Genomic DNA, 18,991 nt, shown 5'->3' on the forward strand with positions numbered 1-18,991 from the left:
GCTAAGTTTTTTAGGAAATACAGTGTAATATTGCTATAATTAAATTATTAATATATTTTAGGGGGGAACTCAATTTGAAGAAAACATTAATTGTTGGAGCATTATGTTTATCACTCGCTTCCTTATCTGCTTGTGGCGATGGCAGTGAGAAATCATCAACTGTCGCGAACAAAAATGAGATTATTATACATATACCTAAAGAAAAATCTAGAAACCTAGAACGATTTGATATATTTTCTCAAAATGTAAAAGATAAGAAAAATGATGAAATACAAATTAAGAATTATTTAACTGATGAGGAAGCAAAAGTACCAACTTTACAAACTGTAACTTATAAAGACGAAAAATTCACTTTTACTTACAAGTACAAATCTAACTATAGAAAAGATATATGTAATAAACTAGTTACTCCACAAGAAACGCATGGTCTAGTATATATGCTCAGAGATTGCGCACAGTCAGAAGATGGTATTATACTTCTTTATACAGCGAAGGATGGTGAAGGAGTAAACTCCATAGAAAATAAATCAGTTGAATTTATTGAAGTTGAGGGGGATAAGACCTACATATTCGTAAAGCAATTTGATGTTGGAGCATTCGTAAGTGCTATCGAAACTACAAACTTTGATACACCTTCAAATGCATCTAGTACACAAAAGCCAAATTTCAAAGTAAATGTTCACTTTTTAAGCGGAACAATTCAAACATACTATTTGTGGATTGACAAAGAGAAATCACAAGGAATAATTATGGATTCAGAACAAACAAACCAAGGACATGAAATCGATAAAATATTTGTAGATAACATCATAAAAGCGTTAAATTAAAACAACATATTTTAATGAGCCTCGTTAAGATGCACTTTTTAGATGATTACATGAACTCCATTACTACGTTAAAAATTGACCGCCATCACAGGCGGTTTTCTTATACTCTGCAATCCTTCGAACCCCACCAGTCGTCCAACACATTCTTCTTCAAGTACAGAAAGCATATTTTCAGTCTAAAACTATTTTTTAATAGTCTAATACTTTTCTCTATAGTCTAAAACATTTTTTAATCAAACAGTTAATAATCATCATTCTCAAAAATTAACAAATATGATATTATTTTCTTTAAGCGATGTTTCTTAAAAGTAAATGGTAGTTCAAGTTAGGGGAAGGGCACTCATACGGGTGCCTTTTTTTTAGAAATCATTAACGGAGAGTGCAACATGACTATTATCAACTTGGATACTTTTCGAACACAAAAAGAAAAACAAATGGTGACGGTACCAATCATTGAACGGATATACAAAGAAGATGGCGAAGTTAAGATTGAAGTATCTGGGGAACAAGAAGTTTCTAAAGCCTGGCTAAACAGACACGATAAGAAAGTATAATATGTTACTAAAGAAAAAGAATCTGATATGAATATCAGATTCTTTTTCACTATGTATAATTATTTCACTGCTGCTTTTAATTCTTTTCCGGCTTTAAAAGCAGGGACTTTAGATGCAGCGATTTGCATTTCCTCACCTGTTTGTGGATTACGTCCTGTACGTGCAGATCTTTCACGTACTTCAAATGTACCAAAACCAAGAATTTGTACTTTCTCTTCATTTGCAAGCGCATTTGTTATAGCACCTAATACAGCTTGTGTTGCTACAGCAGCATCTTTTTGTGTAAGTTCTGCTTTTTCTGCTACCATTTTTGTTAATTCGGTTTTATTCATTTTTTGCACCTCTTTAAATGTAATAAGAGATTATTATAACGTATCTACGTTTCTCAAGTAAACAAAGATATATAGGAAAAACCCTAGCAAGAATTACTTTTGCTTTGTCTTGTTCGATAGTTTCTTCTTTTTTTGAACAAAGGCCTTTAACTTCTTTAAATAATCAATTTCCATACGCAAACGTTCATTTTCTTCTTTTAATGCCTCTATTGACCCTTCAACAATCTCATGATTTAATTTTGATATTGTATTTGTGTTTTCCATAGCAGGACGTCCTCTCTTCTTTGTATACAGGGAATCTACGAACTGTTTCATATTGTTACTATCTTGTTTGGTATTCAATATTTTATTATTAAATTGGCATGGAATAAATCCAATAAAATTCAATAAGTATAGACAAAAAAGCTTATCCTTTAGTACTTTATGATAAGCTTTTTTATTATTGTCTTCATCTCTTTTTCGTTTTAGGAGTATTTTGATTTGTTGATTTGATTGCCTGTTGGCGATGGGGCGAAACCACATGTCAATCAAGCTTTAAGTAATTGTTCCTCCCTTTTATTTTTTTATTCTTTAATTTTAAATCGTGAAATTAATCCTTCTAATTCTGTATTTTTATTCTTTATTTGCATGGCTTGATTTGTTATTTCTGTAATGGCTGATGCTTGCGATTGAATGGCTTGTACGGTTTGATTTGTATCTATCGCTACTCTTGCAGAAGTTTCTGATACTACTGATAGTGAAGCGTTAATTTCTTCAGTTCCAGCAGACATTTCTTCTGTTGTAGCTGATACTTCTTGGATTTGACGCGTTATCTTATGAATGTCTTTCATGATTGTTGAAAAGGCTTCGTCTGCTTCATTAGCAGCATTTCTTCCTTGGGTAGCTTCTTCGTGTCCTTTTCTCATGATTTGAACAGTATCTTTTGTATCTTGCTAAATCGATTTAATTAAATCATTTATTTCATTTGCGGATTGTTTGGATTGTTCAGCTAAATCTCTCACTTCAGCTGCAACAACTGCAAATCCTTTTCCATTTTCTCCTGCACGTGCCGCTTCGATTGCAGCATTTAAAGCAAGCAGATTTGTTTGTTCCGCAATATTTGTAATCGCGTCTAAAGCTTTATCTATATGCTGTGTACGCATAATAAGACGTTCTATCACCGTAGATGTTTCTTCAACAACTGCATGCACATTATTCATTTGAGTAATAGATTGCTTGATTACTTTACTACCATTATTTACACGATCTGTTGTAGCGACAGATACTTCAGCAACAGTTAATGCTGATTCAGCTACTGATTGAACTCCATTTGTTAGGTCATTCATTGCTTTTGAACTTTCATGAATATTAGTAACTTGTCCTTCTATTTGTTTATTTACTTCATTAATTGTTAGAACAGCTTCGTTAGATATTTTAGATGCCTGTTTTGTATTCTGCAACATACTGTCAGTAGAGGAGGTAACTTCGTATGTCGTTACTTGTATTTTCTCAATTAAATGTTGTAAATTATCTAACATGTTATTAAAAGAAGTAACAATAACTCCTAATTCATCATTTGCTTGATAGGAAGTACGTATTACTAAATTTCCATCTGCTACTTGTTTTATATCATGCTGTAATAAAGTAATTGGACGATGAATAGCTGTTTTAATGACATACCCAATACATATAATAATTGCAGTCCCCAAAACTGAAATAAGAATATAAATCATTATTGCAGTTTTGGCGCTGCTAGCATTTTGTTCCTGTAATTGTTCTGCTTGGTTTCTATTAGAATTAGCGAATTCTTGAATAGAATTAATTGATTTTTGCATAGCAGGCTTAACTTCTTTTAAATAATAAGCATAAGCCTCTTCGTTTTTGTTTTGCATTGATAAATTTTGTGCTTCTTTCATTTTCGGTCTTAACTCGCCGAAATTTGCTTTGAAATTTTAATATAATTCCTTTTCTTGTTGGGAGCTTAACGTTGATTCTAAACTTTTTATTAACTTGTCATTTTCTTCACGTATTTTAGACAGATTATTTGCCAACTCTTTGTTTCTATTTTCATCTGTTGTAACCATGAGTTCCATAAAATTAACATTAGCATCATAGAAATTAGATTCCACAGTCTTTACACGTTGAATTGGAAGTAGCATGTCTTCATACATACTTTCAGAATTTTTGTCTGCTTTCATTAATGCTATTACCCCTATAAGGGATAAAATAATACATGCAATACTCGCTGTAATCATTAATGCATTTAATTTCGTACCAATTTTACTGTTTTTTAGAACTGACATTAAACCACTCCTTATTAAATCTTTATATTACGCTATACATCTTAGGATATAAAACAACAAATAACGACATGTTTTTTAGAAATGTTTTTATTTGTTATTTTATGTTATAGATAAATATGTAATTTTGTACATCTGAATAAAAGGAAATATTGTGAGTAATGATATTAAATTATACTGAAATTTTTACAATCTAGTTAAATATAAACACAACTGGTACGAACACAAAGAAAGGCGAAGGGCACACTAATAGAAGTTTAGTAAAGTTGCAACAGAACCAATTAAACCTTTAAAATTTAGTCAGACTATTTTATCAAAAACCACTAATTAATAGGAGGAATTACCATGAAAAAACGTTAGTCACAGGGTTATTAGTTACAGCAGTATCTATAAGTTGCTTGTCACCTGTAAATACTTTTGCAGAAAGTAAGACAAATTATTCACAACAAACAAATAGTCTAAATGAGGCTGCTATGAATAGGTTATCAAATTCGATTAGGACATTAGGATCACAGACGCCATTAATTCAAGGATATGGGCTAATCATATTAAAGCAACCAGACATTGAAGTAAATGCTATACCTGGAATAACAACTGATCAACGTAATGCAAGAGATCATGTTCAAGAATGGCTGAGGAACAGTTAACAGGACAATATAGATTACACTAAGTTAAAGATGTAAAAAAAGTATCCAAATAAAAATGAATGCGTTTTCCTTTTATTCACATGAAATTCAAAAAAATGATCATGAATCCAAAAAACGACCTCTCAGATTGCTTTGTAAGGTTTTTGATTACTCAGGGTAATACCATTAAGTGTCGATTGAAAAAAATCCTATACGAGAGATAAAAAGGTGGCAAAACGTCCTTTTGTTTTTGTTCGTAATTTTAAGTTCATAATACTTAAGCCAATTTAATATAATACAATTTCATTTATAGGTAATCTGATTATTAATCAAAAATAAAGGGAAAGATTCAAGTAGCCATATATATTTATCTATAAAAAGTGCCATACAAAGAATGCCTAATATAAAAATGGATTTAAAGCAATAATTCCTAAGTGACATTTCTTTTGTTATAGAATAAACAAATTTGAGGTCAATTTATTGTGCACTAAGTGTCTAATGTCTACTTTTACTTTGGATTTATATTACAGCACCTATTAATTAGAGGCGTTGCTTTTTGTTAATTAACAACCATTGTACTCAGAAAATTAATAATATGTTATTTGATGCTGTAATAAAGCTGGGTAGCATAGAGACTGTTAATACAAAGATTAACAACATATTAAAAATATTTTTCATATGTCTTGTCTCATTTGCTATTTCTATTCATTTTGAAATCTATTCATTTCTTGTTCTTTTGCGGAAAAATAATACCAATGTTGCGACCATTAATATAGTGCCAATTAGATAAAAATAGTTGGTACTATACCGCCAGTATTTTGAATATTCCATTCGTTTTTGTGTTTTTTATTTTTATGTTTTGTACTGATGATGAGACCTCTACCTCAATTGGATCTTCTAAATAACATATATCCATTTGGTGCTTGAATTTCTTCCACTGTGTACTTTCTGAAGCATAGTGGTTCAGAAATAGCCTTACCATTTACATCTGTTGTTAATTTCTCAATCTCTTTACCATCTTTGTCTAAAATTCGGAACACAGCATTTTTTCAGCTTTACTTTTGAACCAGCAGCATCCACTTTTTTAATCTCAATTTGTCCAAGTGATTGAATTGAAGTTTTGGCTGTGGGTTCTTGCGGTGGTACAGTCTCTCCTGTGGCTTTCGCTGTATTTTGAATCTCTTTTCCAGCTTGGCCCTCGCATGGAATACCACTGTATGCCACTCTGTATTTGTCACATCTCCAAACTTACCGTTTGCTTTTCCTGCATCAAATTCACCCTTGTCTGTGTCGACTGCATCTGTCACTGTTTAGCCATCTAACTGTAATGTGCCTGGGACATATTACAATCCTTCTGGAAATGTATCCGCAATGGCTAAATTTAGCAAGAAGCGTATTTCTTGTTCGAATCGTATACGCCGGTTCATCCCCTATTTCTGTATTTGTATTTTGTAGGTTCTTCACTGTTTTATCGGATTCTATGATTGGATCTTGTAGAATCAAGAAACGATCTCCGCTCATTTCACTGTCGTTTAGAAAATTACAAGAAATAGATCTATTTCTTTCCACGCAGATAAAGTGTCTTTCACTCTTTTCCTATCTATTTCGATATTTAGATACTAATTACAAATAAATAATATATGATTCTCACAAAAAATATAGTGATATTTTGTCGAGAATTGTACTATTTGATATTTTATAGTAATATTTTGTCGTGAGTTATACCTGACGGCAAATAATTTATGAATCTATAAAAGAACAATTTAAAAATTTATCATTTAATCCAATTAAAAGGAGAAGGTAATGAATAATCCCATCGACATACAACACTTGTGTGATCTCGCACATAAAGCCTTTAATGTACCTGTTCACATTTTATCTACAGACAAAAAAATCTTATATCATTCTATTTCTGATGATGTTTGTAGTCCATTTTATTCTTCTAAAGAAGAACATCTTAGTGACATTTATCAAGGAAATGATCCCAATAACTTCCCACTTTTCAGATGTAACAGTTATCTTGAAAATTTCGTCCTAATTCATATAGCAAATCATGATTATGTAAAAGGGACTATTATAATCGGTCCCACTATACATCCAAAGGGCTCAGGTGATATAACCTTTAAAATTCGGAAAGAATTTAACTCAAGTAATAAAATTCAAGAAAGACTAGCCTATTATCAGTGCCTACCCGAGATTAAAAAAACTACTTTAATTGATATCGGAATCTTATTACATTACATGATTTTCAATGAAAAATTAGATGTAGATATCGTTTTAGAAAAAAATAAATTGCTAGAGGAAGTTCCCAATAAAATTGTGAAACCTGATTTATATATTTTAAAACGCCGACAAAATAATCCTGAAACTCACAACATGGCATTAGTACATAATTATTTTTTAGCAATCAAAGAAGGAAATAAAGAAAAGCTATTACAATATATGTATGCAATTCCAAAAGAAGGTGATGGGATTGTTTTAGCAGTAGATCCACTCAGAAACCAAAAGATTCTTGGAATTATTGCGATTACTCTAGCTACTCGATATGCGATAGATGGTAACCTTCCATCAGATATTGCTTTTTCTCTTAGTCTTTTATATATACAAACCATGGAACAACTAGATAACGTAGACTCTGTAAAGCGATTGTCAGGAGACGCTTTACGTACTTTTGCAGATTGTGTGAAAGAATACAATGCTCAAAATTATTCAAAAACGATTACTGCATGCCTGAATCATATTAGAAAAAATGTTTACAATGAAATATCTCTCAATAAACTCGCTGATCATTTGGCGATTACCCCTACTTACTTATCTAAATTATTTAAAAAAGAAGTGGGAATTCCTTTAAGTGAATATATTCAAAGGGAACGAATAGAAGAGGCAAAAAAATTATTAACACTAACTACATATCCATTATTAGATATTTGCACTTCGCTTAACTTTCATGACCAAAGTTATTTTATAAGGGTTTTTAAAAAAATTACAAACATGACTCCTAGACAGTATCGTGAAAAATATACTGTAATATAAGCTTGGTATCTGTTTCTGGTGCAAAAACTTTAATATACGTGTAAGTAAGCTCTAAAACTTGGGCATATTGTTTCTATTACTCTAGAAAGGGTACGTAATTTGGTGAAAATGATGGAGAAACGGGGTTTATCCATTTCTTATACACCTATTATGCGTAGCGTTCATCAGTATGGTTCTGAATTGGACAAATGAATCTGATTTCACCTCAAACCAATGACTCTTGAAGAGTCCATGAAACATATATCAAAGTAAAAGAGCAATGGATATATATCATGGTGTTAATTTGAAAGGAAACACAAACCATTTTTTTCTAAGCAAAACAAGAAACCAGAAGGCTGCAAAGCGCTTTTTCAAGAAAGCTTTGCGGCCTTTTCATGTTTTAAAACTTCTTGTTATAACGGATCGATAAGAATCCATTTTATTATCTTCATGTTAAGTATTGAGGTGGTTGGGATGAATTGTATTTCAGAGGGTTTTTATGACTATATAAAGATGTTTCTGAATAATATAGTAAATCAAAGAGCGTGATAAATTAAGTATTTATTAATAGTAATATCGGGAATTATTCCATAAAACTTAATAATATAACATATATTACTTGATATATCCACATTTCATGCAATTATGCATACCTAAATAAAGGTAAAAAAGTATAAGTAATACCATTAAATTATTCTATAAGTATTTTTCTAAAATAAAAACTAATTCCTTTGAATTAATATAGTTAGTTTTTCATTGGATATATTAAGTTATAATCATTATAAATTACTACAATAGAATCCATCATTAATTTTATTAGTATAATATCCTATCACTCATATTAAGTATGTAACAATAAAATCATCAAATACATAAGATAAAATTCTACTATTTACGACAAAATCTTACTATATACGCATCGGAAATTTAATGTTTTAATAAATAACATAACTGGTACGACCACTAAGAAAGGAGCAAATTACACTAAATAGGAGTTTAGTAAAGTTGCAAGTAACATTATGTTGATTTGAACTTACTTAATATTCAGTTATTTTAAAAGGGGATCTCGAATCACTAAAGTATCATATTTGTACAAAATTGGTTTTAAGTTTCTACATAGCAAAAGTGATTTTATTTCGCAATAAAAGTATAAGCAATGTACAGTATAATATCATTTTTGTAATCCTGTAGGAATCTTACCGACAAACACCAATTAATAGGAGGAATTACCATGAAAAAAACGTTAGTCGCAGGGTTATTAGTTACAGCAGTATCTACAAGTTGCTTCTTACCTGTAAATACTTTTGCAGAAAGTAAAACAACTTATTCACAACTAACAAGTAGTCAAAATCAAGTTGCTATGAATAGATTATCAGATTCGATTAAGACATTAGGATCACAGACGCCACTAATTCAAGGATATGGGCTAATCATATTAAAGCAACCGAACCTTGAAGTAACTGCTATACCTGGAATAACAACTGATCAAGGTACTGCAAGAAACCATGTTCAAGACTGGCTGGATACATATAATCCAAAACTATTCAATGTAAATCAAGACATGCAGGATTTTGGGACAAGATTTACAAATTATTATGATATATTGGTTGAACTAGCTGAAAAAATGAATGACGATTCGCAAGCAAAAGAAGACTTTGTAAGTACTTTTAATGCACTTCAAGATCAAATGCAAGCAATTCAGTATGATATGAAAGGAGATTCAGTAGACTTAAACAATTATAAAAATGAATTGGTTGAAGATAGTAAGAGTTTTTCTAGTAAAGTTAGCAGAGCGATTGAAGGTTATAAGAGTTCAGGCGGAGAAATTGAAAAATCAAGAACGGAAATTAGACAACTTGAGGAAAACATTCAAGATGATTATACAAAACTTCTAGCTCTACCAAAAGAAAATGTAAAAGGTTCTATAAATATTGGAAAGTCGGTTATTGATATTTGGATAGACGCAGGTAAGGATCATACTTTAGACACGTCTAACTTGGAAGTGATTTATAACCAAGTTGGACAAGTCCAAAATGATGAGGTAACAAAACTGAATAATGATGCTCGTCAGAAGCAACAACAAAAAATTCTATTGCTACAAAAATTATCAAAAATTGAAGTGCAAGCAACTCAAATGACACTTATTGATCTACAGTTAAATAACTTTACAAGAGTAGTTAAAAAGCAAATTGAGAGTTTTGACAAGCTAGTAAGTAGTTGGGACATCTTTAATGACACAATGATTCAAATGAAGAGAAGTCTTAGTACTGATGCGAAAATAGATTCTAATGCATTACAAGCACAATTAAAAGAACTCAAAACGTTTACGGATGAATTGAATAAACAAACAACGGAATATGAAAATAGTGTTACAAACATAAAAGTAACAGAGGCAAAATAGTAGAATGAAGAAAAAATCTTAATAATATAATATAAGGAGATATAAATATTATGAAAAAACCTTATAAAGTAATGGCTTTATCTACATTAATTGCAACAATCGCAGCGGGTAGCATTACGCCATCATATGCCTCAGCAGCGGAAAATACAACAAAACCAGCACCTATTTATGCTGATGCAGAAAATAACTACCCTGAGTATTCACTTGGACCAGAAGGGCTTAAAGATGCGCTAGAGAAAACTGGATCCAATATGTTGGTAATGGACCTGTATGCTTTAACTATTGTTAAACAAGCAAATGTTAATTTTGATGGTTTAACTGTAATTAACAATGATTTACAAAAAAGCATTAAGGACAACCACGATGCTTCTAAAACAAATGCAAAACAATGGTTAGATGGTTTGAAACCGCAAATAATCCAGACGAATCAAAATATTATCAATTATAATACACAATTTCAAAATTATTATGATGTTTTGGTAGAAGCTGCAAATAATAATGACAAAGAAACGCTAAAAGCTGTGCTTACAAGTTTAGATGAAAGTATTTCAGAGAATAAAGGTGCAGTGGACAGGTTAGTGCAAGATTTGAAAGTCTTTCGCGGCAAATTAGAACTGGATACACAAAATTTAAAAACTGATACTAACAAAATCACAGATATTTTATCTGGTCAAGACGCTGGAATTCCATTGATGCAGAAACAAATCGAAGCAAATCAAACATTAATTGATGAGAATAATAAAGTTTATATTGCATCGTCGGTTGCAACTGCTCTCGGTGCATACTTAACTGCTACAATTATCTTTGCGCCTATTGGTGCAGGTGCATTAGGCGGCGGGATATACGGAGTTACTACATCGCAGCAGCAGATAAAGACAGCACAAGATGAGATTATAAACCTATCAAAAAACATTTCAACTGCGCAACAACAGGTAGGTAAGTTAACGGTCTTGAAAAATAATACTAATAATTTAACAGCAACAATTGATGCAGCTATTACTGCTCTTGAAAATGTAAAGAATCAGTGGCAGACAATGGGGGCAAAATATAAATCATTGAATGACAATGTTGACAGAATTAACCCAGACAAGCTTACTTTATTAAAAGCAGATCTGAATATAGCTAAACGTAGCTGGGAACAGGTTAACAAGTATGCTGAAAATATTCAAAATAATGAGATTAAATTCGTAGAAGAGAAAAAATAGTATTACTTCAAGAAATTTCCGAAGTAATGAAAAATATAATATACTGACTTTCCCTTTTGAAGAACACATAATATGAGTCTCCTGTTCAAGTTTGAGCAGGAGATTTCCTATATAGTTATGAAACTTGATAAAGATTATAAAATAAGAAAGTATGAAAACCTCTATTTTAATATGTTATTTTATTTGCAATAATCGTAATTCATTTGAAGTAAAGAATAGAAGCTTATGGATTTAATAAAATACGTAATATATTTGAGAGAATAGATGAAAAAGGGTGAATAAAAAAATGTATAAGAAAGTTATTTTATCAACGATCATTACTGGAATGGCAGCGAGTAATGTAATCCCACTTCATACTTTTGCAGCAGAACAAACTGTGAAAAATAGTATGTCCCAACAGCAAGAAGATAGTAAGAGCTATTCTCTTGGTCCTGATAAATATAAAGAAGTAATGGAGAAAATGGGGGCAAGTATCCTTACAATTGATTCATATGCTCTAACAATCATTAATCAACAACTGACAGATTTAAGTAAAATAAGTTCTATAAATCGTGATTTACAGGCAAACATGATTCAGCATCAAAATGATGCGCAAACGAATGCAATATATTGGTTTGATGATCTAAAGCCTCATATGATGAAAACGAATCAGAATATTGTAAGTTATAATGATACCTTTCAAGCGAGTTATAATCAATTACTAGCTGCCTTGGATCAAAAAGATACAATGACATTTAAAAATGAACTGGAGAATTTATATACTAATATTTTGAAAGATAGTCAAGAAGTGGATGGACTACTAGAAAAGTTGAAAACATTCCGAAATAAAATGGCCGAAGATACAAGAAGTTTTAAAGCTGATTCAAATCAATTGATCTCTATTTTAGAAAGTACGAACGCCGGTATTCCACTTCTACAACAACAAATCAATAATTATAATAATACAATTAAAGAAAACTATGATAAACGTGGTGGCTATATAGCTTTATCTGTATTTATGCCCCCAGTTGGTATACCATTGATTGTCACTGCTGACAATAATATCGCATCTGCACAGCAAGAAATAGAACAATTGAAGTCCAGAATTTCTGGAGCAGAGGCAGAATTAGTTATTTTGACAGATGCCAAAAATAAAACGGAACATATGACTGCAACAATTGATACAGCTATTGATGCGCTACAAAATATATCGAATCAGTGGCATACAATAGGATCAAAATATAACTCATTGCTCAAAAATGTTGACAAGATTAATCCAGACAGGATTGCTTTATTAAAAATAGATCTGAAGATAGCGAAGGATAGCTGGCAGGACCTTAAAAATTATGCAGATAAATTATATGAAGGTGCTAAGATTGTACAAAACGGACCGATTGTACAAATAGGACAACCAATAGAAGGGATTGTACAAAACGGACAGGATTGCTCCTGAATGTTACATAATACACTCAAAAAAAGTCTCTTGGAAAACAATGTATCACTATGAGCTAGTTTTACACGTATCTCGACTGAACCCCAATATTCCCCCTTGCTATATTTAAAAGAAAGAAATGTGAGGAGAGAAGGCCATGCGGAAAATTCTTATAGGAAATTTAGTAGTATTTGCAATACTAATGAGTATTTCTTTTGAACATAACGAAGTCGCAACTAATTCTAAAGAAGAAACTAAAGAGGTAGATTTAATGTCTATCTTTCCATTTGAGTATTAAAATAGAACCATCCCAATTAGATAAACCCTATTAGGATGGTTTATTGAACCTGTTATAACGATACTTCAAGGTATCCCATATGACTTGTTTCAAAATAGGAGAGTAGAATATGAGAAAAATAGGTTATGTTCGAGTAAGTTTTGTTAATCAGAACCCAAAGAGACAATTACAACAAATGAAGGGAATTGGAATGGGCATTATATATGAAGAAAAGGTATTAAGTGCTACCCAAGACAGAGCTGAATTTCAAATGAATATATATACTATAATATAGGTAATCCTTTTTATTATTTATATTTTTGTTATTTCCTGTTGCAGAATCCTTAAGCTATTAAGGATTCCTTTTTTGTATCAAAAATCCACAAATAAAAAAAGATAAGATCGGCGAACACAATCTTATCTTTAGCACAAGGAGTAAACAAAAGGATAACCATCATATTTATATTATAGTTTGTTTTTTGTTAATTTCGAATATCGAAAGTAAACTTTTAGTCATTAGTTTACTTTCACACACCTAAAAACACTAACTTTATTCTAATTCTCCTGGTATCCTCAAAATAGAAATAAAAGTATACATTCAAAATGATAAAATACTATTATATAATTAAAATATTGTGTTTATTTATCTTCACGACATTATAAATATGGCATTCATTTAACATTCATAATTCTGATGAAGGGAAGTTTACCTTTTTGGATAAAAATATACAAAGTCATGCAAAAACGGTAATTGGAATTTCTATAGGAATGTGTTTGGGGACAACTTTCGGGTTGCTTATTAATAACCTTGCTCTGGGGATGGTGATTGGCATTACTATTGGATTTGGAATTTCTAAAATAAAACAAAAAAAATAACTTTATTTATACTATACAACAGCAATAGAATAACCCCTTACTTTTGAAGTGGTAAGGGGTTATTCTTATAAATTTTAACTTGATGGGCATGTATGGTGACCCCTTTTTCGGAGGATGGGCAACGATTCCCAATTAAAATTTATACACTATGCAAAATTGCATAGTGATTATGAAAACCTAGAAAACTCAGCACTTTAAGGTCCTGTACAACCAAAATTATAAGTAAACAGGTATAAAAAATATGAATTATTTCCCATTTATTACAATCCCCTACCTTTACAGAATCTATATATAAAAATATAATTTTCAAAAAATACAAAAATTCTGTCTAGAACAGGATGTAAAAACAAGGGAGAAGAAAATATGAAAACAAAGAAACAAAGTCTAGCAGTTTTATTGTCGGCTGGTGTTATTGCTACATCAATTAGTTTACCGACACCTAGCTATGCCGCTACATCAAGTAATGTGCTGTCTACAGAGAAGTATAATGAGGTCATCAAGTCTCCAGAGTTTATTTCTGGACAGCTGACTACACCATCTTCAACAAAAACTGAGGATGTAGTATTTCGATATGTTGATGAAAATAAGGACAAATATAAACTAGGTACAAAAAGTGCTAAAGAATCATTCACTGTAAAGAAACAAGAAGATGACAAGTTAGGTGCAAAAGTTGTTCGATTACAACAAACATATAGCGGTGTTCCAGTATGGGGATCTACACAAGTTGCACATGTTGATAATAAGGGAGTATTAACTGTTTTTTCTGGAACCGTAATTCCTGATTTAGATAAAAAATTACTACAACCAAATCAAAAAGTCTCTGCTGATGAGGCAGTGTCTATTGCTGAAAAAGAACTAAGTTTTAAACCAAACTATGATGTAAAACCGACATCTGAACTTGTAGTATATGCAAAAAATGACACAGTATCCTATGCATATCATGTTCATTTAGGATTTTTATCTCCACAACCAGGTAACCATGATTATTTTGTCGAAGCAGAGACTGGAAAAATCTTAGATCATATTGAAGTTTTACATGCAGCAAGCACCCCAAAAAATATTATTGGGACAACAACAACAGGAACAGGAAAAGATTCATTTGGAAATACAAAAAATTTGAATCTCTTACAATCTAATAATACTTATTATTTAGTAGATCAGACCCGTGGAAAGGGAATTTATACGTATGATGCACAAAATCAAGGAAGTGATGATGACACCTCGTTTCTCCCAGGTGTCCTTTTAAGCAATAGCACTAACAGTTTTACAAGCAAAAATGCACAGGCAGCTGTGGATGCTCATACTTATGCCGGAATTGTATATGATTATTATAAAAACGTTCAGGGAAGAGATTCCTATGACGGAAATGGGGCCAAAATTGTTTCATCTGTTCATTTTGGAAAACAGTATGAAAACGCATTTTGGGATCCAGACCTAAAACAAATGGTTTATGGAGATGGAGATGGATCAACACGTTCATTTACAGCCGCAATTGATGCTGTTGGTCATGAACTAACACATGCAGTAACAGAATCATCATCCAACTTAATTTATCAAAATGAATCTGGCGCACTTAATGAATCAATGTCAGATATTTTTGGAACATTAATCGAATATTATAATAACTCTAATCCCGATTATCTAATCGGAGAAGATTTATTCTTCCAATCGGGACAAGCCCTTCGTTCTATGAGTGATCCAACACAATACGGTGATCCAGACCATTATTCTAAACGTTATACAGGAACGAATCAAAGCAAATTAGTACACACAAATAGTGGGATTATCAATAAAGCGGCGTATCTTGTTGCAGAGGGTGGTACTCATTATGGAGTAACTGTGAACGGTATTGGTAAAGATAAAATGGGTAAGATCTTTTATCGCGCAAATACTCAATATCTCACAGAATCGGCAACATTCTCTCAGACAAGACAAGCCCTTGTACAGTCAGCCGCAGATTTATATGGAACACAATCAGCTGAGGTTACCTCTGTAACCAAAGCATTTGATGCTGTTGGTGTTAAATGATTTGGTTCTGGTGCAGCTCTTGCAAGTAATCTCCTAAACTTGGACATACTGATAGTATGACTCTAAAAAAGAACTTGTAGGGATTCCTACAAGTTCTTTTAATCGGTTCTGGTGCAAAAAGTATAACACTTGTGCAATGAATCTGTAAATCTTGGACATACTGATACTATTACTCTACAAAAGGGTGTGTGATCAGTATGAAAAAGGAAACTTTGTTTAAATGGAAGCACTATCAGCCAGATATTATTCTATTAACTGTACGTTGGTACCTACGGTACAATCTTAGTTTTCGTGATTTGGTAGAAATGATGGAGGAAAGAGGACGATCCTTGGCTCATACAACGATTATGCGGTGGGTCCATCAATATGGGCCGGAGTTAGATAAGCGAATTCGACGTCATCTCAAACAAACGAATGACTCCTGGAGAGTAGATGAAACGTACATAAAAGTAATAGGACAATGGATGTACCTATATCGTGCCGTTGATTCTCAAGGGAACACGATTGATTTTTATCTCAGTAAATCTAGAAACCATAAGGCTGCAAAGCGATTCTTCAAGAAGGCTTTGCGGTCTTTTCATGTTTCAAAACCTCGTGCAATCACAGTTGATAAAAATCCCGCCTATCCGATTGCTATCAGCGGGCTGAAGAAAGAGAAAAAAATGCCGTTAGGCATTCAAATCAGGCAGATAAAATATCTAAATAACATCGTAGAGCAAGACCATCGTTTCATTAAAAAACGTATACGCTCTATGTTAGGACTTAAATCTTTTCGCACAGCTACATTTATTCTTGCAGGAGTAGAAGCCATGCATATGATAAAAAAAGAACAGATTGATTTACAGGATCAGTCTGTTCAAAATCAAAAACAATTCATTCATCAATTATTTGGATTAACAGCGTAAAGAACGATTCCGGTAGGAATCCTCATTGTTTTTTGGAATGTATCCTTTATTTGCACCAGAACCAATGAAATAACTAAACGTTTAAAAAATTTATGGGCGTAACATTTTTGTGCTAAAATATGTAAGGTTATATTGAATAAAATACGTGCGCTAATCACGATAAACTGGCAAAGGAGTGTGTTTTATGGCAGAAAATATTAACATAAACGTTAATGCAGGAAGTAACTATGGACCAGAATCAAAATGGGGGCGTCAGTCTTTCTTTGATGGTGGACTTTTAAGCTTCATTGGTTGGAGTATCTTGGGAGCGCTTATTACAGTGTTCACGCTTGGTATTTGCTATCCGTGGGCGTTGTGTATGGTTTATGGTTGGAAAATTAACCATACTGTGGTTGATGGGCATAGAATGAAATTTAACGGTTCAGCAGTTGGCTTGTTTGGTAACTGGATTAAATGGCTACTTCTAACAGTTATTACACTAGGTATCTATGGTTTTTGGGTTAGCATTAAACTTGAAGACTGGAAAGTAAAAAATACAATCTTCGTTAATTAAGTGGATATTTTGATTCAGTACCTTAAGGAATGCATTATGAAATTACGTACATTAAAAATAATTCAATTAGTGTTATATAGCGTTGTTTTAATTCTTATGATTGATTATAGTAATCATTAAAATATTTATGTAAGGGTTCATGACTTTAATTTCTCTATTAAGTGAGTGCAATAATTTTCATAAATTACTATTTTTAAATAATATAGAGAAATGGTTTTTGAGTTGTCAGAGCTCTATCAGAAAGCAAGCCTGTTCCAGCAGACTTGCTTTTTTTGCTATTTATTAAGTATGCAAAAAATGCCAACGTACCAGTTAGTTATCCTGAAGGGAGCGCGACCTATTGGAGTAAGTTATAGCGTTTTTTACGGTGTTTATAATTATCTGGGCGATTATCAAGCCATTTGCTAAAAATAGAAGACACAACACTAACCACGAGTGGAAAAACAAAATTGGTCAAAGTTTATTCACGTTTCTAAGTCCAATGAATAGACTGAAGGGATCTAATAATGTGATAGAAAAGACTGCTTGTTTTGTATCATTAGTATTTATCACTTGTTTAACATCTTTATGGATTATCATTCTAACATTTGATATTGCTTAGTTGGAGGGGGAAGCTTTATGAATGAATACAAAGCCAAACAACAGAAGCATAAGAAGATGCAACTCGTTATCCATCATATAAAAGAACTCGAACATCATTCAACACTTGTATTAGATATAGATAATCTAGAAACGATCTGTGTGGATTACCACAATAGAAAACACGGAAGCACATTCAAAAAGAAAAATTGTTTACTTACTTATATTTAGTTTACATAAGAGATATTATAGATATTTGAAAAAAAGGAGTAAAATCCGTCTCAAAATGAAAAGAATTCTTATCTTATTGAGACGGAAGGAGAAATTGCGAAGTTATATTTTAAAATCTATATTAGAATTAAAAATCACTGTATGTTCACATAAACAAAGTATAATAAAGAATACTTTTTCCAGGACTATAGGAAACATTCTTTTTCAATATAAAAACAATTAAGTTTTGGGTAAAGCACAACCTATTTAGTCTTAAGTGGTTAAAGTTACCCGTATTGCATTGAAATTTTTTTAACATGTATTTATATGCTAGCTATACCCTATAAGCAACCATGTAATCAATACTAAAATGTATAGGTGAATGTATCTGCAACTAAAAGATATTCATACTGATGAAAGGTGCATGATGCATTTTGTTGGATGAACATAAAATAAACACTCCACAACTTCGCACGAAATACCAATTTTACGAACAATAAGAGAGTCTTTTAAAAATATAATATAGCATCTAGGGATTTCGAACCTATATCCATGAATTTTAGTGTATTGCTTTGAAGTTATATAATAATAATCAAATGCCGATCTACACATAAAGAATCTATATAAACAATTACATATTAATTTACACAAGTTTATCTTACGTTGACCTGATTAACTATAATTAATTTAAGCAATTCACATTTTATAACGCTCTGTAAACAATTTTTAATGTGCTCTGTATATATTTAATCAATTTCATTGTATATACAGTTATATATAGATTTTTCACCTGTTTTTATAGCGTAATACAAATTTATAGTTTGGTTCTCTATAATTAATACTAGAACAATTACAATATCACCTATTTATTTTTGCACGCATTTTAGTAATCCATAATTTAATTATGTAAATAAGT

Annotated in this window: 17 protein-coding genes and 6 pseudogenes; 15 read left to right on the top strand and 8 right to left on the bottom strand. The window is 31.6% G+C overall.

Features of this window, described 5'->3' with window-relative positions; genetic code table 11:
- Window positions 1-74 precede the first annotated feature (74 nt).
- The gene (locus tag ABH960_RS25090; protein WP_404449092.1) at window positions 75-827 is read left to right on the top strand and encodes a YhfM domain-containing protein; all 753 of its coding nucleotides are present in this window, start codon (window positions 75-77) and stop codon (window positions 825-827) included.
- Window positions 828-1,213: 386 nt separating this feature from the next.
- Window positions 1,214-1,381: a hypothetical protein gene (locus ABH960_RS25095; protein ID WP_186317327.1), complete on the top strand. Its 168-nt coding sequence runs from the start codon at window positions 1,214-1,216 to the stop codon at window positions 1,379-1,381.
- Window positions 1,382-1,440: 59 nt separating this feature from the next.
- Here ABH960_RS25095 and ABH960_RS25100 read toward each other — a convergent pair whose 3' ends face one another.
- From ABH960_RS25100 to ABH960_RS25120, 5 genes and pseudogenes are all read right to left on the bottom strand, one after another.
- Entirely contained in the window at window positions 1,441-1,713 is a 273-nt protein-coding gene (locus ABH960_RS25100) for an HU family DNA-binding protein (protein WP_404449094.1), read from the bottom strand.
- A 93-nt stretch (window positions 1,714-1,806) separates the two neighbouring features.
- Window positions 1,807-2,244, bottom strand: coding sequence for a hypothetical protein (locus ABH960_RS25105; RefSeq protein ID WP_404449136.1), 438 nt, complete (start codon window positions 2,242-2,244; stop codon window positions 1,807-1,809).
- 32 nt (window positions 2,245-2,276) lie between these two features.
- Window positions 2,277-2,618, bottom strand: coding sequence for a hypothetical protein (locus ABH960_RS25110; RefSeq protein ID WP_404449096.1), 342 nt, complete (start codon window positions 2,616-2,618; stop codon window positions 2,277-2,279).
- A gap of 80 nt (window positions 2,619-2,698) precedes the next feature.
- Window positions 2,699-3,425, bottom strand: a pseudogene (locus tag ABH960_RS25115) (methyl-accepting chemotaxis protein); the annotation flags it as partial.
- A 27-nt stretch (window positions 3,426-3,452) separates the two neighbouring features.
- Window positions 3,453-3,995 (bottom strand): annotated as a pseudogene (locus ABH960_RS25120) (MCP four helix bundle domain-containing protein); the annotation flags it as partial.
- 323 nt (window positions 3,996-4,318) lie between these two features.
- Between ABH960_RS25120 and ABH960_RS25125 the strand changes: the two are divergent.
- Window positions 4,319-4,627: pseudogene (locus tag ABH960_RS25125) on the top strand (HBL/NHE enterotoxin family protein); the annotation flags it as partial.
- 708 nt (window positions 4,628-5,335) lie between these two features.
- Here the strand turns inward: ABH960_RS25125 and ABH960_RS25130 are convergent.
- Genes ABH960_RS25130 through ABH960_RS25140 form a run of 3 tightly spaced genes read right to left on the bottom strand, consistent with a single transcriptional unit; the run spans window position 5,336 to window position 5,842 of the window.
- The gene (locus ABH960_RS25130; protein WP_404449098.1) at window positions 5,336-5,449 is read right to left on the bottom strand and encodes an LPXTG cell wall anchor domain-containing protein; all 114 of its coding nucleotides are present in this window, start codon (window positions 5,447-5,449) and stop codon (window positions 5,336-5,338) included.
- 53 nt (window positions 5,450-5,502) lie between these two features.
- On the bottom strand, window positions 5,503-5,658 hold the full coding sequence (locus ABH960_RS25135; RefSeq protein WP_187770559.1) for an MSCRAMM family protein: 156 nt from the start codon (window positions 5,656-5,658) through the stop codon (window positions 5,503-5,505).
- Window positions 5,630-5,842, bottom strand: coding sequence for a hypothetical protein (locus ABH960_RS25140; protein ID WP_404449100.1), 213 nt, complete (start codon window positions 5,840-5,842; stop codon window positions 5,630-5,632). Before ABH960_RS25140 ends, ABH960_RS25135 begins: the two co-directional genes overlap by 29 nt.
- Before the next feature lie 579 nt (window positions 5,843-6,421).
- Here ABH960_RS25140 and ABH960_RS25145 point away from each other — a divergent pair.
- The 12 genes and pseudogenes from ABH960_RS25145 to ABH960_RS25200 all read left to right on the top strand — a co-directional run.
- Window positions 6,422-7,651, top strand: coding sequence for a helix-turn-helix domain-containing protein (locus ABH960_RS25145; protein ID WP_404449102.1), 1,230 nt, complete (start codon window positions 6,422-6,424; stop codon window positions 7,649-7,651).
- Between the two features lie 93 nt (window positions 7,652-7,744).
- Window positions 7,745-8,088: pseudogene (locus tag ABH960_RS25150) on the top strand (DDE-type integrase/transposase/recombinase); the annotation flags it as partial.
- A 773-nt stretch (window positions 8,089-8,861) separates the two neighbouring features.
- Complete coding sequence (gene nheA / locus ABH960_RS25155; RefSeq protein ID WP_002203998.1) at window positions 8,862-10,031, top strand: non-hemolytic enterotoxin subunit A; 1,170 nt, start codon at window positions 8,862-8,864, stop codon at window positions 10,029-10,031.
- Window positions 10,032-10,081: 50 nt separating this feature from the next.
- Complete coding sequence (gene nheB / locus ABH960_RS25160) at window positions 10,082-11,236, top strand: non-hemolytic enterotoxin subunit B (protein ID WP_215556871.1); 1,155 nt, start codon at window positions 10,082-10,084, stop codon at window positions 11,234-11,236.
- Window positions 11,237-11,510: 274 nt separating this feature from the next.
- Window positions 11,511-12,668: a non-hemolytic enterotoxin subunit C gene (nheC, locus tag ABH960_RS25165; RefSeq protein ID WP_404449105.1), complete on the top strand. Its 1,158-nt coding sequence runs from the start codon at window positions 11,511-11,513 to the stop codon at window positions 12,666-12,668.
- Between the two features lie 136 nt (window positions 12,669-12,804).
- Entirely contained in the window at window positions 12,805-12,945 is a 141-nt protein-coding gene (locus ABH960_RS25170; protein WP_404449107.1) for a hypothetical protein, read from the top strand.
- A 109-nt stretch (window positions 12,946-13,054) separates the two neighbouring features.
- A pseudogene (locus tag ABH960_RS25175) lies at window positions 13,055-13,195 on the top strand (recombinase family protein); the annotation flags it as partial.
- Window positions 13,196-13,638: 443 nt separating this feature from the next.
- Window positions 13,639-13,800, top strand: coding sequence for a glycine zipper domain-containing protein (locus tag ABH960_RS25180; protein WP_198285756.1), 162 nt, complete (start codon window positions 13,639-13,641; stop codon window positions 13,798-13,800).
- A gap of 363 nt (window positions 13,801-14,163) precedes the next feature.
- A complete protein-coding gene (locus tag ABH960_RS25185) occupies window positions 14,164-15,828 on the top strand; it encodes a M4 family metallopeptidase (protein WP_404449109.1) in 1,665 nt (554 codons plus the stop codon).
- Window positions 15,829-16,025: 197 nt separating this feature from the next.
- Window positions 16,026-16,733, top strand: a complete 708-nt coding sequence (locus tag ABH960_RS25190) for an IS6 family transposase (RefSeq protein ID WP_404449132.1) — start codon at window positions 16,026-16,028, stop codon at window positions 16,731-16,733.
- A 184-nt stretch (window positions 16,734-16,917) separates the two neighbouring features.
- A complete protein-coding gene (locus tag ABH960_RS25195; protein ID WP_404449111.1) occupies window positions 16,918-17,286 on the top strand; it encodes a DUF898 family protein in 369 nt (122 codons plus the stop codon).
- 645 nt (window positions 17,287-17,931) lie between these two features.
- A pseudogene (locus ABH960_RS25200) lies at window positions 17,932-18,096 on the top strand (HNH endonuclease); the annotation flags it as partial.
- Window positions 18,097-18,991: the final 895 nt, after the last annotated feature.

It is taken from the genome of Bacillus sp. RC252 (assembly GCF_044909215.1).
In the GTDB taxonomy this organism is placed as follows: Bacteria; Bacillota; Bacilli; order Bacillales; family Bacillaceae_G; genus Bacillus_A; species Bacillus_A mycoides.